Below are 14,836 nucleotides of genomic sequence, written 5' to 3'. Positions count from 1 at the left end.
TTTCTCCTTTTTGTAACATAAAGATGCGTCCTGGTGGGCCAGAAAAAAAGCACCAAGAACGCGACAAAATGCTGTACTACGGCAGCATGAACAAGCGGCTGAACCTGACTGTCGACCGTACGGCAAAGATGCCTCTGGCCGAGCAGATCCGACGCGGGGTGACGACGGCCATCGAGAATGGTGTGCTGGAGCCCGGCGCACGCCTACCCTCATGGCAGGACCTCGCTGCCCAACTCGGTGTCGCGCGGGGTACCGTGCGGACCGCATATGAGAAACTGGCCGCTGCCCAGTTGATCGAGGCCTCGCGGGCGACTGGCACGCGCGTCGCCCAACGTCCTCGGGCCGTCGTAAAGAAAGAGCAGCCGGCAGACGCAGGCTCGTTCATGGAGATTTATCTGGAGATGACGCAGGGACCTGCGCTCTTCCAGATGGGTGTGCCGGCAACCGAGACCTTTCCTGCAACGTTGTTCGCACGTATTCGTGCAAATGCCGTGCGCGCCGAGGCGAGTTCTCCCCCCATCTATCCCGATCCGCGTGGCGAGATCGAATTGAGGCGGGAAATCGCCGGTTATCTTGCTGTTGCTCGCGGCATCAGCTGCTCGCCATCGCAGATCATTATCACCGGAGGGTTCAGCGCGGGACTGGGTCTGACGCTCAGCGTTCTTGGCTTGGGCGGACAAAGTGTCTGGGTCGAGAATCCAGGCTTCCCCTTCGCCAGGAAAGGGCTCGAACTCGCACACTTGTCCATTGCTCCGATCCCCGTTGACGCAGACGGTATCGATATCGATCATGGCATGCGCCACCATCCTGATGCGAAGCTCGTCGTGGTGACCCCCGGTCAGCAAGCGCCGCTCGGCCCCGCCTTGTCACTCAAGCGGCGTCTTCGTCTGCTCGAATGGGCAGCAGCAAACCAGGTTTGGGTGATCGAAGATGACTATCTGAGCGAGCTGCAACTGATGGGCAGGGCTGCGCCGGCGCTCGCTTCGCTCGACCGGGATGGACGCGTCATTCACATCGGCTCGTTCAGCAAGACGATCAGTCCTACGCTTCGCCTTGGCTTTCTGGTCGCACCGCGCGAACTGATTTCTCCGTTCGCGGAGGTCGCAGCCTGCCTCGCGCCGCCACCTGGCCCCGCGCTGCAGCTTGCAACCGCCGAGTTCATGCACGAGGGGCACTATATGCGCCATCTCCGGCGCACCAAGCGCGCCTATGCCGCCAAGCGGCAGGCGCTGCTGGATTGTTTTCGAGCATCCGTTGATGCCAGTAGCATTGCCGCGCCGGGGCTGGCTGTTCTCCTGAAATTGCCGCGGGGAACACCGGACTTGGCCGTTGTACGCGAAGTCTCGGCGTTGGGCATGTCGCCGGCGCCACTTTCGCCCTGGTATGTGTCGCCTGATAGCGCCGAGTCTGCGCTCCTGCTTGGTGTCGCCACCGCGCCAACGAAAAACCTGGCTCGATCCTGTGATCAGCTCTTCGAAGTAATCCGTCGGTTCAGCTGATCAACGCCAAGGCTAAATCTGATGAGACCATCTTGTCCAAGTGTGGTTCAAGCGATTGAATTTGGCCTCCAACTGGCGGCGACGGTCTGCAACGCTCTCTGGCTGTTGTTTTACCGTGCAGCGTGCTTGTGCAGGTCTGTCTGGAAGTGCGCGCGCGTACCTTCTTCGTCGATACGGCTCAGACGGCCATAGCCGACGACATCTGCAATTAGGATGGCTGCAAGGTGACGCTCCACTTTGGGTCCTTCTTGTTGACCGCTTTTCCAGCCTACAGCAGCTCGCCTGTGGAAGCCACGTACTTTGCGGCGCGCCTGCTTTGAGGTCGCCGCACCCTTGCGGATAATATGAAAGCATCACCAGAATGTACTTATCTTTCTGGCGAAGGCTCATGCCAAGGCAGGGCTTCCATAACGGCATGACGAAAACGGCGCAGCTTGCCATATCGCGCGGCTTGGGGGTGGCATCAAGGATGTCGTCTGCAGCCATACCGAATTTGGAACTCAAGCCAAACAAGAACGTTTAGTGAACAGGAACTATGGAGAGATCAGCTATGGAGAGATCAGTATGAGTAACGGCCCAAAAACTGACATATCTTCCAATAGGCAGAAAGATCCCGACGATTGGATCAGCGGCGACGAGCCCATGACCGGCGCTCAACGCTCCTATTTGAAAACCCTCTCCGAACAAGCGCATAAACCGGATGCTTTCGCGGAGGGCATTTCCAAAGCCGAGGCCTCGAAAAGGATTGAGGAACTCAAACAGGCGCTTGATCTCGATTGACATGAGTACGGGCTGGACGCTGGAATGGCGGGACGCACCTTGGACACCGCATTGATCGTTGGTTACCTCGCTTCTGCTTGTTCGGTAGCAAGTTTCGTTCCTCAAGTTTGGAAGGTCATGAGGACAGACGACACCGAAGCGATCTCGACCCGTATGTACGCTCTCACCGTCGTGGGGTTCGCTCTCTGGTCCGCCTTCGGAATGATGCGGGGCGAGTGGCCGATCATTCTTACCAACTCAATTTGTTTCTGCCTTTCCGGTGTCATCTTCATCAAGAAGCTTCGGTCGTGATCTACGAATGAAAGTGCCACAAGCATGCCCTTCCTGCTCCCGCTTCACCATTTCTAACCGCCACTTGTCCCTCGCCTCGACGGTTATCGCGGCGATAGTCGCCGAGGCGGTCGGATCGACTTAGGCATGCCGTAGGGATCGCGGCGACTGGGAACCATTGCGCGGGCCAAGCTTGGCGACTGGAACGCCATCAAATGGTATAATGATCGTGTCTCAACACATCGGAGTTCGCGATGAGACAGCGTTACCTTGTACTCCCCGCGTTGGTTGCCATGTTCTCACTACTGGCGGCGCTGGCGTTTTGCTCGAGCGAGGACGCACCGCCCAGTCTAGTCACCCCTGATGAGGCGGTTGATCTTAGATAAGCGCGGGTTGCGGCGGGTCAACTCGAACCGACGATGTTCGTAAGACCGGCGCGATGCCACTTCCACTTCGGATAAAACGTAAAACCAAGGTGGCAAATGAAGACTGCAACTGCGGCCGATACGGATACATCATGCCGCGCGAAAACGCCAAAGACCGCCCTGCGCCGTAAAGCGTGAGGTGGTTTTTGTCGGCGGCCAATAGGAGGGGTACAATCAGACCGGGCAAAGAGGATAATCCGGCGTCCTCGCGCGACGCACCGATACGCCGACCATCGAAAAGATAAACAAATGGGCGACAAACGGCTTATAGGCCATTGCTGGGACGAGTCCGAGTGCACCGCAAGCAGCACCACAACACTTTGGATTTACCAACAACCGACAACCGCTTTCATCGATTAGAGGAATATACAGATGGGATGGTGTGTTGTCGGCTGATCCATCCAATTTCCGACCCTCTTGAAACAATGAGACTTCACGTACCACAAAATGTTTCGAGAACGCGCTCGTGGATTTCCGGCGGCTTTGCATAATGCGCGAATTCGGCCTGGTCCTCGAAAGGTTCGCCGACAACCGTCAGGAGTTCTTCAAACGGGCGGAAATCATTATTCTGGACCGCTGCAGCTATCACCGCTTCGACCCGGTGGTTTCGGGGAATGAAAAGCGGATTGACGTGACGCATTGCAGTCCGGCGCTCAAAACCTGTTTGCGGTTCGTGAGCGATGCGCGCCCGCCAGCGTGCCAGCCATTCCCTGAATGCACCAGGTTCTGTAAACAGGTTGAGCACCTTCTCATCGTCGTTGACGGTCTCGGCACAGTGACTCAGATATCGGAACGTCAGAGTAAAGTCCGCCTGGCTCTGCGTCATTGTGTCGAGCAGTTCCTTAATGAGTGCCAGGTCGGTTTCTGCCTCGGTAAACAGGCCAAGCTTCCGTCTCATCCCGGTGATAAACACTGTTTGGAATTGGGCGTCGAAAGTGGCTAGCGCGTTTTGAGCCAAGGACACCGCCTTGTCCTGATCGCCCGCAAGCAACGGCAGCAGGCTCTCCGCCAGACGCACCAGGTTCCACAAAGCGACCGGTCCTTGGTTGCCATACGCATAGCGGCCCGCATGATCGATAGAACTGAAAACCGTCGCTGGATCGTAATTGTCCAGGAATGCACATGGACCATAGTCAATGGTCTCGCCGGCGATGGACATGTTGTCAGTATTCATCACACCGTGGATAAATCCGGCCAACATCCACTGCGCAACTAGCGAGGCCTGGGCTTCGATCACAGCCGCCAGGAGCGACAGGTAGGGCATGTCGCCTGCTGCCGCCTCGGGATAATGCCGGGCAATGACGTGGTCTGCGAGAGTACGGATGCCCTCAATGTCACCCCGGGCGGCAAAAAATTGAAACGTCCCTATTCGTATGTGACTGGAAGCAACGCGGGTGATAACGGCACCAGGGAGAGACATCTCACGCGCAACAGTTTCTCCGGTCAGTACGGCAGCGAGCGCACGGGTGGTTGGAATCCGCAGGGCGTTCATTGCTTCACTTAGGATATATTCGCGCAGGACAGGACCCAGCGCTGCACGTCCATCTCCGCCACGCGAAAAGGGCGTCCGTCCCGCCCCCTTTAACTGTATATCCCGTCGGACACCGTCTCGATCAATGACTTCACCGAGCAAGATCGCCCTGCCATCGCCCAGTCGCGGGACGAAATGACCAAACTGATGCCCCGCATATGCGGTGGCGATAGGGTCAGCGCTCTGCGGGACATTGTTTCCTGCGAGCAGGTCTATACCCTCGGCGCTGCTCAACCACCGATTATCTAGACCCAGCTGGAAAACGAGGTCAAAGTTCAGCTTGATCAATCTCGGAGACGCAACAGGGGTGGGCATGGTGCGGATAAAGAATTTGTCCGGCAGCCGGCTATAACTATGGTCGAATGCGATCTCGGTCATTCCAAACCTGCTTTTTTGCTGTTTCAGCGTAGCCAAGCGTTTGCCGGAGCACAAGCTGGCGTCGATCGTGAAAAGAACGCACGTTTTGTCCAATCGCAGCATCGCAAATCAATTTGTCAAAAGTTTATGTGATCCGGTCGAGGTTGATTTGCGCCCGAGTTGCTGCCATGACATCGGCCAAAAATGGTGCGCGACCGGGCATCCCTTCACCTCGGCCAATCTCTCAAGGGAGATCTACACCCGGACCGACTGGCCCGGCGCAATGACCTTCTTTGACCGTGGTTTGCGCGATTTCGATTTGATAGCTGCCAAGGCTGCCAATGCAGAAGAGAAATTAGAACCGGACTCTCGTGTAACATCGGTACAAACTGAGTTGGTCCAACACATTCTCGTTCTCTGCGTCGCAGCCATTCATTGCGCGTAAAAGTCCACGACTTCGCCATGAAGCAGATATAAGAATCGATCCGATTGAGGAGCCCGCGTTGGACGAGATGGCGAAACAATGATTGAGCGAGCTCACGCGTATTAAAGTTTTGCTGGCCTTGCCCGGTGCCAGTAGAGGTCTGGCGCTGATTCAACGACGACAGAATCGGCGCCATACCTTGTTTATATTTTTAGTTCCGAGGTGCAAAAAGGCCTATGTTGCGATGACCCTACGATGACCGAAACCAAACCATGACTGATTCTTGCGCTTCGCTCTCGAGTTTGGGATGGTCGGAATTTTTTAGCGATCAGCTTGTGTCAAACGAGACAAACCTCCTCCCGATGCGCATTGATACGGTTCACCGCGCGCGTCTCACAGCGATTTTTCAATCAGGAACAGTCAAACTAACCCATCCCGCCGAAGTGACGACCGCAGATTTTGCCGTAGGTGACTGGATTCTCGTTGATCCGAGCACGCACCTGGTGCAACGCCTTTTGAAGCGAAAAACCCTGCTGGAACGTCGCAAAACGGGTAATCGACCCCCACAACTGGTTGCTGCGAACATCGATACACTGTTCATCGTTACCTCGTGCAATTCCGATTTCAATGCCGCCCGGCTGGAACGTTACCTTGCATTGGCCAACCAAGCCGGAACAAATCCTGTCATCGTCTTGACCAAGGCTGATACGGTGTCAAACGCTTGGGAATTCGAACAGCAGGCGGCTGCACTGCAACGCGGTTTGACTGTCGTGACCCTGAATGCGCGCTCTCCTGACGCCAAGACTGCGCTCTTTGCCTGGTGCGGAGTCGGGCAGACAGTGACCTTGGTAGGGTCCTCCGGTGTAGGCAAATCGACTCTGGTGAACACGCTGGCGGGCCCGGTCCTAGAACTGCCCCAGCAGACGGGCGGTATCCGCGAGCATGATGCCAAGGGTCGTCACACCACCACATCCCGGTCTCTGCACGCGATTGCCGCCGGCGGTTGGGTGATCGATACGCCGGGAATACGAACGCTGGATGTCAGCCACGTGGGTAATGGCATTGACACCGTGTTCGCGGAAATCACAGAACTTGCCCCGCATTGCCGGTTTCGTGACTGTAGTCACGTTCATGAACCCGGCTGCGCGGTGCAAGCAGCAATGGCTGCAGGCAAGATTGATCCCGAGCGTTTGACCCGCTGGCGAAAGCTGCAGAACGAAACCGACGATAACAGCGTCAATCAAGTCAGACCGCGTGGCACAAGTTCCATGCCTCGGCGCAAAAACAGGGGATAAATGGAATTAGGCAACCCATCTTCCAAGATTCAGCCGACGCTGGCACGGATCGAGTGCCGAACTTCGTGCGGCCAAGATATCCGATGGTAGCCGCTGAATAACGCAACCATTGGCAAGCCCATGTAAAACTGGCGGCAATCTCAAATTCGCTTCTTAATATCCTTCCCGTTTCAATGATATCCTCACTACCCATGCAGAAATTATGAAGGAGTGGGTGCTAAACTGAAACCGAATACACCCCTGCTTATGGCACACCTCCACACCGGTTCATCGATGTCGGCGCTTTGCGGTTCCATTAAGAGGTTCCATCGATAATCTCTTGTTTGATGCCGAGCATGAGACGAAGAATCCGGATTTTGTCAGCCGCTTCAAGCATGATTTCGCTTGTTTCGTCGACGTACTTGAAATCGATATGCTCAGCAAACTGCTCGAGTTCACAGGCGATATCGGACCCGGTGTCCTGCTCCGGGGACCCTGAAAACGCAACTAGCTCTCTGTATATTCTGATCAACTCAGCGGCATTTCGGAGCAGGACTTGTTTTTCCTCACGGGTGAGATCCGTCGCGCCGTTTGCTTGTTTGATCAGCGCAGAAAGGATTCCCATTTTCGCTGCCATGTTTACTCCATCTTGGGACGCCCCCTTTGAATCTTTGGTGGACCATACTTCGGGTAGCAACGATAAGGGTCTGACTCCATACCAAAACTCTATCCACTAACGATCAGGATGACTCATGGAACAGCGGTGGTCTCTTGTGTCGAGTACAGCGATGGAAGCAAGATCCATCGATATGATCAATAGCGTATCGGCTCAAGAGGACATATATTGGCAAAAAAACGGCGGATCACATCATGAAAAATGACCGTCTCGCCTCCCTTTCTCGGCTTCCCCGATCACCTCGCCGACGGCCGTGAGCCCTGTACGGTGATCTTCGGAGCCGGCCACGGCAGCATCTATTTCGGCAAGGACAAGAGTGGCTATGCCTTGTCCCCCAACGCCATCCGCGCTGCGAGCGAACGATGGTGGGATCATGAGCGAAACGATCTGCCTTGAGAGCTTGGTCAGCGGTTTCCTGGGCGCAACGACGTCGACGATCCTGGAAGCGGGCTTGGCGAGACGAGAGGATGCCTTGTTGGCCCGTGATCATGATCCTCGGCATCGCGCCGAGAAGAGCATACGCTGCTCCAGTAGAAAAATTCAAAGCGCCGGGCCGGAGCGTCGTAAGGCAGACACGGGTTTGCCAGTCAACCGTCCATAGGTTGCGGCCATGAAAGCGGCCGCTTGTTCGTGTCGGGTCAAGATGAGCTGGATTGAAGAATTACGGATGGCTCCGACGACGCGGTCACCTTTGCCGGGTCTCATTCGTCATGCGCGACGCCGGCGCAGGCTCCTTCGGCTGTGGCTGTTCAGCCAGTTTTCTTAAACACATCAATTTCTTCGCCGGCGTCCGCGAGCCGTTTCTTGCTGTAGGCAACTGCCAATCGACACCTTAACAGGCCTACGTCGCTGACGCGCCTACGGAGGCTTCGAGCAAGCCCGGTCCGCCTCCTATTTCGCGACGCAATTCCACGAGAATGTTCGACGCTGCCATGCTGGAATATGTCACCGGCCGCGCCCAGCTGGAACAGGCTGTGCGTATCGGCGTCAGGAACCACGAGACCGTTCCGTTTTTCCAACCTTTGGTGACTATAGGCGACGGCAAGCTTGTGAGGGTTCGAGGCACGCACCGCGCCTGACGTGTTTATCGCACTTGCCGAACAGGTCGGGCTTATCATCGAATTGTCGAAGAGCCTCTTGCGTCAGGCCCAACAGGCGCGCTCGGTTGTGCGAATGGCCTTACCCTGACGATGTTTCTCCCACCCAGCTAACCGAGCAGCGCCTTGGATTGCGTATTAGCGGGATCCTTTCCGAAACCGAGCTCCCGCCGCAGAGACCCGATCGCCTCCTTCGAACCAGCCGAGATCGGGCATGGGCCGCTCGCCGAGCAGCCGTATGCGACGCCTTGCGTTCCCCGACACTAACGCGCGCTGATGGTTAGTCAGGACGTACCGAAAATCGGGCAGGACAACGCCAGTCCCCACCTTGGCTTCCTCCATGCTTATCTTCCGTTCTTCTCCCGCCACACGGCGAAATCAGCCTTTGGCTTGTCACTTGTGGCCGGATAGAGGCCGATGATCGACGCACCGTTCATGACTTGCTCTGTGACAAAATCCTCATAAGCGGTCATTTCCAGCGTCTCGTCGGCGATCTCGTCCGCCAAATGCCGCGGAATAACGATGACGCCTTCATTGTCCCCGACAAGCACATCGCCCGGAAAAACCGCGACATCGCCACAGCCGATTGGGACGTTGATATCGTAGGCTTGGTGGTGGGTAAGGTTGGTTGGAGCCGAAGGACGATTGTGGTAGGCGTGAATGCTTAAATTGGCAATCTCAGGACTGTCGCGGAAGCCTCCGTCAGTAACCACACCCGCCGCACCCCTCACTTGCAGCCTTGATATCAATATGGAGCCGGCCGAAGCTGCCCGGGCATCCTTGCGGCTATCCATCACCAGGACGGCTCCCTCCGGACATTGTTCCACCGCGGCGCGCTGCGGATGACCCGGATCCTTGAAGACCTCGATCGTGTTAAGGTCTTCGCGGGCCGGTATGTAGCGCAGTGTAAAGGCTTGCCCGACCATATTGGTCTGCTTCGCCGACAGCGGTCGCACATCTTGGATGCACTGGTTGCGCAGCCCACGCTTGAACAGCGCCGTCGCAATCGTTGGCGTGGCCACGCCCATCAGCTTTTTGCGCGCTTCTTCACTTAGATCATAGTTTGTCATTCGTTGTCCTCGGCTATCAGTAGATATCTGGTTCAGGAGCGGATGGTCCGAAGCGTGTTTCGAGAAAGTCAAAATCCGCGCCCGTGTCGGCTTGGCTCACGTGTCTGGCGAACATCCAACCGTAGCCTCGACCAGCCTTGTCTGCCGGTTTCCTCCATTCAGAGCGACGGCGTTCGATTTCACCATCGTCTACCAGCATGTCAATCCTGCGTGCCTTCAGGTCGAGCCGCACGATGTCGCCCGTTTTCAGAAGAGCCAGCGGGCCGCCGACATGCGATTCCGGCGAGACGTGCAGAACGCAGGCTCCATAGCTGGTGCCGCTCATGCGAGCATCGGACAGACGCAGCATGTCGCGATATCCCCTCTTGAGCAGGACCTTGGGCATCGGCAACATGCCCCATTCGGGCATGCCCGGGCCGCCCTGCGGCCCGGCCCCGCGCAGCACCAGGACATGATCGGGCGTGACGTCAAGATTTTCGTCGTCGATCGCCGCTTTCATCTCCGGGTAGCTGTCGAAGACCAATGCCGGACCTTGGTGTTGATGCAGCCTCGGATCACAGGCGGCTGGTTTCATAACCGCGCCTGTTGGCGCAAGGTTGCCTTTAACGACAGCAAGCGAGCCTTCCTGAAAGACAGGATTGTCGAGGGAGCGGATAACGTCGTCATTGAAACATTTGGCCCCCTCCAGCGTCTCTCCGAGCGTATGGCCGGAGACCGTGAGCACCGAAAGATCGAGCTTTGATGAAAGTTTGGCCATAAGCGCGCGCAGGCCTCCGGCGTAGTAGAAATCTTCCATCAGATAGGTATCGCCAGTTGGCCGGATGTTCGCGAGAACCGGGGTCGTGCGGCCTGCACGATCCAGATCGTCCATTGTCAGGTCGACACCAGCCCGGCGTGCCATGGCGACGAGGTGGACGATGGCATTGGTCGAGCATCCGGTCGCCATGGCCACGGCCACGGCATTGCCTATGGATGCATCGGTCAAGATCTTGCTCGGAACGAGGTCTTCCCAGACCATGTCGATGATGCGACGCCCCACGGCAGATGACATCCGGATATGAGTGGAGTCGGCAGCGGGAATCGAACTTGCGCCCGGCAACGTCAAGCCGAGGGCTTCCGCGATCGCCGTCATGGTGCTTGCCGTGCCCATGGTCATGCAATGGCCGTAGGAGCGGGCGATTCCGGCTTCCACCTCGACCCATTCATCCCTCGACAGATTGCCCGCGCGCCGTTCATCCCAGAATTTCCAGGCATCTGAACCGGAACCCAGAGCTTTGCCTCGGTAGTTGCCGCGCAGCATGGGGCCCGCCGGCAGATAGATCATCGGCAGGCCGGCGCTCACAGCGCCCATCACCAAACCCGGCGTGGTCTTGTCGCAGCCACCCATCAACACAGCGCCATCGACCGGGTGGGAGCGCAGCAGCTCCTCGACTTCCATCGCCAGCATATTGCGATAGAGCATCGTCGTTGGCTTGACGTAGCTTTCCGACAATGAAAGCGCCGGCAATTCGAGTGGAAATCCGCCGGCTTGAAACACACCGCGCTTCACGTCCTCGACGCGGTGTTTAAAGTGTGCATGGCAAGGGTTGGCGTCCGACCAGGTATTGAGGATAGCAATGACCGGCTTTCCGCTCCATTCTTCCGGCGCATAACCCATTTGCATTGTTCTTGATCGATGGCCGGAGCTGCGCAGGTCGTCGGGAGCGAACCACCGGGCGCTTCTTAATGTGTCAGGGTTTTTTTTCATAGCCATTGCTCAATTGGAAAATGCGACGGAGAAGGAAGCCTCAAAACTGCTCATTCCTTCATGCCCCATTTTTGTATCGTGTGGCGCTCAATGGTCTGAAAGACCAGGTTCTCGACGATGAGACCTATGATGATCACGGTGAGCAGCCCGGCAAAGACGGCAGGAATGTCCAGAAGATTGCGGTTCTCAAAGATGAACCAGCCGAGCCCGCCCTGCCCCGAAGAAACACCGAAGACGAGTTCGGCGGCAATCAGCGTACGCCAGGCGAACGCCCAGCCGATTTTCAGGCCGGTCAAGATCGACGGGAACGCAGCGGGAACGAGAATCCGCGTCACATAGGATAAACCCGTCAATCCATAATTGCCTCCGACCATGCGCAGCGTTCGCGACACGCCAAGAAAGCCCGCATGGGTGTTGAGCGCCACCGCCCAAAGCACGGAATGGATCAGCACGAAGACAAGGCTGGAAGCGCCGAGCCCAAACCAGATCAAAGCAAGTGGCAGCAATGAGATGGCGGGTAGCGGATTGAACATCGCCGTCATTGTTTCCAAAAAATCGGTGCCGATGCGCGTGTTAATGGCAAGGATTGTCAAAATGGCCGCTAGCAAAGTTCCTGCCACATATCCCGTGATGAGCACCTGAAGCGTCGTCCAGATGCGCGACGGCAATGTGCCGTCGACAAAACGATCGTAAAGGGTGGTCAGCGTGTCGCTGAGTGTGGGGAAAAGCAGGGGATTGTCGAGATAGCTTGCATAGACCTGCCAGATGATGGCGAGGACAATAATCAGAACCGTCTTACGCACGGCGCTGATACCCAAGATCAGTTCGAGGGAACCGAGCCTCTGTTCGACCTCGGCTACATTGGCATGCTGCCTGTTTGTCGTAACATCGGCTGCAAGAATGATTTGCGGACCAGGCATTGTCGTCACTCCCTGTGGCCGGACTCGGAAAAGAGCAGATTGTGGATATCGCGTTCGAGCGCGACCGCGCTGCCATCGTCCTGACAGGGGCGATCAACGTCGATGACTTCAGCCTTCACGCGCCCCGGATGAGGCGACAACAGCAGAATGCGGTTGGAGATCTTGATGGCTTCGGCAATCGAATGTGTGACGAAAATGACCGTAAACCTGGTGTCTTCCCAAAGCTGCAGCAGTTCGTCCTGCATCTGACGCCGGGTCAAAGCGTCGAGCGCCGCAAACGGCTCATCCATCAGCAAAATGTCGGGCTGCATGGCCATGCCGCGGGCGATGGCCACGCGTTGCTTCATGCCACCCGAAAGCGTGTGCGGATAACTGTCGGTGGCGCGTGTCAGCTTCACCTTATCGATATATTCCTTTGCCCTTGCCTCGGCCTCCCTGCGCGGTAGTTTGCGCGCAACGACGAGCGGAAACATGACGTTTTCCAGTACAGTCTTCCAAGGCAAAAGCTGGTCGAACTCCTGAAATACCATCATACGATCGGCGCCAGGCTTTTTGACCGGACGCCCGTTGATATGGATTGATCCACTCACCGGGGCCATGTATCCGCCGACGGCCTTCAACAGCGTGGACTTGCCGCAACCGGAGGGTCCGAGAAGAACAAATCGGTCGGATCGTTCGACAGAAAAACTGACGTCTTCCGTCGCGGTTATCAGCAGATTCGGGGTCTTGTAGCGAAGCGTCACCTTGTCCACGGTGAGAAGCGACTTGGCCTCACTTGCCGCTTTGACATCGGGCAGACCTGCCGTTGGATCCATTTTTTGCTGTATGGCCTGTAACATATGGGCCTCCATAGGATAGTCGGAAGACCCGGCGTCTCTGCCAGGTCGTTGGCTCGTTGCCGACAGTTAGTTGCCTTTTAGATCGGCGGATTCTGGCAGATAATAGTCTGTCCATGCCGCAGGCATCGTCTTGAGCGTTCCGATCTTGTGCAGATGCGTGGCAAACTTCATCGTTCCCTGAGGATCGGTGCGAAACTCCATCATGTCCGGCTGTCCGAGGATCTTGACCAAGGTATCAAGATCGGTTTTGTCACCGGAAACCTGCTTGTAGGCGCTCAAGGCGTCTTTCGGGTTGTTCTTGATCATGTCGATTGCCTCGACTGTGGCTTCGCGCACGGCCTTGATGATGACAGGATTTGCATCGGCAAAAGCCGTTGTCGTGAAGAACGTCGCTTGCGTTAAAGGACCGCCAATGATGTCCTTGGAATTGGCCACGACATGGTTGCCGGCATCGATCTCCAGATATTGGAACGGCGGTGCGGAGAAATGACTGGCCACCTCGTGGCTCTTGTTCGCCAGCGCCGCCATCGCATCGGGATGTCCGAGCTGCACCGTATTGACATCGAAATGCTTGAGGTCGCCGTCTCCGTACATCTGACCTGCCGCCATTTGCAACAGGATCGCCTGCGTCGAAACGCCGACAGTGGGGACCGCGATCTTGTCGCCCGGACCGATGTCCTTCAATGATTTGATCTTGGGGTCACGCGACACCATGATGACCGGTTGCGCCGAACTGGTGATGATCCCTTTCACCTTGCCACGTGTTCTGTCCCACAGCAGAAGCAGGTTGCCCGTTCCGGTGTTGACGATGTCGACATTCCCGGAAAGAAGCGCATCGGTTTGTGCGCCGCCGCCGCTGAAGGTGCGCCAATTGACGGTAATATCTTTGAGGCCATCTTCCGCCGCGTGCTTCTCAATGAGCTTTTGCGTTTCCATGACATGGCTCGCCAGATACAGAATGCCTGGCTGGCGTGTAATGGAAATGTCAGTCTTTTCCTGAGCCTGGCTCACCGTGCCCAGACTCAGGATCATGCCCAAGGCGGCAATACCATTTGTAAGCAATCGCATGTTTTCCTCCCATTTGATTCAACTGCGCCCGCCGGCACATCCGGCGAAGGTCCTCCGACTTCGCCATGCCTTTAAAGCACTAATACATCAGTGCATCAACCAAAATTTTGTGCTATCGGTCGTCAATACATGAGCGAAAGAACCTAATATGAGCGGAAGAGTGAATGGGAGTGTTCTGGATCGAACACGGCAGGTGGCGCACCAGATCCATGAAATACTGCGAGACAGAATTCTTTCAGTCGATCTTGTTCCAGGCACGATACTCTCGCGCGCATCGCTGCAGTTGGAGTTTGGCGTCAGCCAAACCCCTGTCCGCGATGCCCTCATGCGCCTTGAGGAAGAGGGAATCGTCGAAGTCTTTCCTCAATATGCAACGGTCGTTGCAAAGATCGATATTGGCCATGCAAGACAAGCCCAGTTCTTGCGACTGTCAATTGAACTCGAGGCCGTACGGCGTCTGACCCAAGAGGCTCCGCAACAACTGGCCAACGAACTTGAAGAAATTCTGGCGCGACAACGTCATGTGGCCTCGCCTCAAACCTACGATTCGTTCGACAGGCTCGACAAAGACTTTCACCGCAAAATTTACGAATATGCGAACATTCTCAACCTCTGGTCGACGGTGCGCCGGCAGAGCGTCCATCTTGACCGGCTGCGGCGACTTAATTTGCCTATGCCGGGCAAGATGCAAAATGTCCTCAATGATCACCAAGATATTATCGATGCGATAAAATCCGGACACGCGGAAGCCGCGGCAATTGCGTTGCGCAAACATCTGTCTGGAACGCTTTCAATCATTGATCTCATCAGCGAACAATTTCCGAATTATGTTCGCAAGTGAGTAACGTCAATTTTGATT

General features: G+C 56.3%; 16 protein-coding genes and 1 pseudogene. 8 read left to right on the top strand and 9 right to left on the bottom strand.

From position 1 onward, the window contains the following. Positions 1-86: 86 nt before the first annotated feature. Positions 87-1,499, top strand: coding sequence for a MocR-like pyridoxine biosynthesis transcription factor PdxR (pdxR, locus tag PHA01_RS26665; protein ID WP_271899332.1), 1,413 nt, complete (start codon positions 87-89; stop codon positions 1,497-1,499). A 110-nt stretch (positions 1,500-1,609) separates the two neighbouring features. Here pdxR and PHA01_RS26660 read toward each other — a convergent pair whose 3' ends face one another. Then, positions 1,610-1,735: a hypothetical protein gene (locus PHA01_RS26660; protein ID WP_271899299.1), complete on the bottom strand. Its 126-nt coding sequence runs from the start codon at positions 1,733-1,735 to the stop codon at positions 1,610-1,612. 328 nt (positions 1,736-2,063) lie between these two features. On the opposite strand from PHA01_RS26660, the gene PHA01_RS26655 reads away from it, so the two are divergent. Then, a complete protein-coding gene (locus tag PHA01_RS26655; protein ID WP_271899298.1) occupies positions 2,064-2,279 on the top strand; it encodes a DUF3072 domain-containing protein in 216 nt (71 codons plus the stop codon). A 24-nt stretch (positions 2,280-2,303) separates the two neighbouring features. Beyond that, positions 2,304-2,570, top strand: a complete 267-nt coding sequence (locus tag PHA01_RS26650; protein WP_224514437.1) for a SemiSWEET family sugar transporter — start codon at positions 2,304-2,306, stop codon at positions 2,568-2,570. Between the two features lie 837 nt (positions 2,571-3,407). On the opposite strand, the gene PHA01_RS26645 is transcribed toward PHA01_RS26650, so the two are convergent. Then, positions 3,408-4,883, bottom strand: coding sequence for a protein adenylyltransferase SelO (locus PHA01_RS26645; RefSeq protein WP_271899297.1), 1,476 nt, complete (start codon positions 4,881-4,883; stop codon positions 3,408-3,410). A gap of 85 nt (positions 4,884-4,968) precedes the next feature. On the opposite strand from PHA01_RS26645, the gene PHA01_RS26640 reads away from it, so the two are divergent. Together PHA01_RS26640 and rsgA are read left to right on the top strand one after the other, a co-directional pair. Beyond that, the gene (locus tag PHA01_RS26640) at positions 4,969-5,307 is read left to right on the top strand and encodes a hypothetical protein (RefSeq protein ID WP_271899296.1); all 339 of its coding nucleotides are present in this window, start codon (positions 4,969-4,971) and stop codon (positions 5,305-5,307) included. A gap of 251 nt (positions 5,308-5,558) precedes the next feature. Next, a complete protein-coding gene (rsgA, locus tag PHA01_RS26635; protein ID WP_271899295.1) occupies positions 5,559-6,581 on the top strand; it encodes a ribosome small subunit-dependent GTPase A in 1,023 nt (340 codons plus the stop codon). Positions 6,582-6,876: 295 nt separating this feature from the next. On the opposite strand, the gene PHA01_RS26630 is transcribed toward rsgA, so the two are convergent. Beyond that, positions 6,877-7,197, bottom strand: a complete 321-nt coding sequence (locus tag PHA01_RS26630) for a hypothetical protein (RefSeq protein ID WP_271899294.1) — start codon at positions 7,195-7,197, stop codon at positions 6,877-6,879. A 240-nt stretch (positions 7,198-7,437) separates the two neighbouring features. On the opposite strand from PHA01_RS26630, the gene PHA01_RS26625 reads away from it, so the two are divergent. Then, positions 7,438-7,632, top strand: coding sequence for a hypothetical protein (locus PHA01_RS26625; protein WP_417021051.1), 195 nt, complete (start codon positions 7,438-7,440; stop codon positions 7,630-7,632). Here PHA01_RS26625 and PHA01_RS26620 read toward each other — a convergent pair. Continuing rightward, positions 7,608-7,917, bottom strand: a pseudogene (locus PHA01_RS26620) (thiamine pyrophosphate-binding protein); the annotation flags it as partial. The gene PHA01_RS26625 and the pseudogene PHA01_RS26620 overlap by 25 nt on opposite strands. Before the next feature lie 236 nt (positions 7,918-8,153). Here PHA01_RS26620 and PHA01_RS26615 point away from each other — a divergent pair. Then, the gene (locus PHA01_RS26615; RefSeq protein WP_271899293.1) at positions 8,154-8,315 is read left to right on the top strand and encodes a hypothetical protein; all 162 of its coding nucleotides are present in this window, start codon (positions 8,154-8,156) and stop codon (positions 8,313-8,315) included. Positions 8,316-8,677: 362 nt separating this feature from the next. Here PHA01_RS26615 and PHA01_RS26610 read toward each other — a convergent pair whose 3' ends face one another. The 5 genes from PHA01_RS26610 to PHA01_RS26590 form a co-directional block, all read right to left on the bottom strand. Beyond that, a complete protein-coding gene (locus PHA01_RS26610) occupies positions 8,678-9,403 on the bottom strand; it encodes a ribonuclease activity regulator RraA (RefSeq protein WP_271899292.1) in 726 nt (241 codons plus the stop codon). Positions 9,404-9,419: 16 nt separating this feature from the next. Then, positions 9,420-11,156, bottom strand: a complete 1,737-nt coding sequence (gene araD, locus PHA01_RS26605) for an L-arabinonate dehydratase (protein ID WP_271899291.1) — start codon at positions 11,154-11,156, stop codon at positions 9,420-9,422. Positions 11,157-11,200: 44 nt separating this feature from the next. Continuing rightward, a complete protein-coding gene (locus PHA01_RS26600) occupies positions 11,201-12,070 on the bottom strand; it encodes an ABC transporter permease (protein ID WP_224514444.1) in 870 nt (289 codons plus the stop codon). A gap of 5 nt (positions 12,071-12,075) precedes the next feature. After that, positions 12,076-12,885 (bottom strand): ABC transporter ATP-binding protein, encoded by an 810-nt coding sequence (locus tag PHA01_RS26595; protein WP_271899331.1) that lies wholly within the window; start codon positions 12,883-12,885, stop codon positions 12,076-12,078. Positions 12,886-12,975: 90 nt separating this feature from the next. Next, positions 12,976-13,977, bottom strand: coding sequence for an ABC transporter substrate-binding protein (locus tag PHA01_RS26590; RefSeq protein ID WP_224514445.1), 1,002 nt, complete (start codon positions 13,975-13,977; stop codon positions 12,976-12,978). Between the two features lie 148 nt (positions 13,978-14,125). Here PHA01_RS26590 and PHA01_RS26585 point away from each other — a divergent pair, with 148 nt between their 5' ends. Further along, the gene (locus PHA01_RS26585; RefSeq protein WP_224514446.1) at positions 14,126-14,818 is read left to right on the top strand and encodes a GntR family transcriptional regulator; all 693 of its coding nucleotides are present in this window, start codon (positions 14,126-14,128) and stop codon (positions 14,816-14,818) included. Positions 14,819-14,836 lie beyond the last annotated feature (18 nt).

Origin of the sequence: Candidatus Phyllobacterium onerii (assembly GCF_028331445.1) — a bacterium.
In the GTDB taxonomy this organism is placed as follows: Bacteria; Pseudomonadota; Alphaproteobacteria; order Rhizobiales; family Rhizobiaceae; genus Phyllobacterium; species Phyllobacterium onerii.
This window is presented reverse-complemented; position numbering and strand designations above follow the sequence as displayed.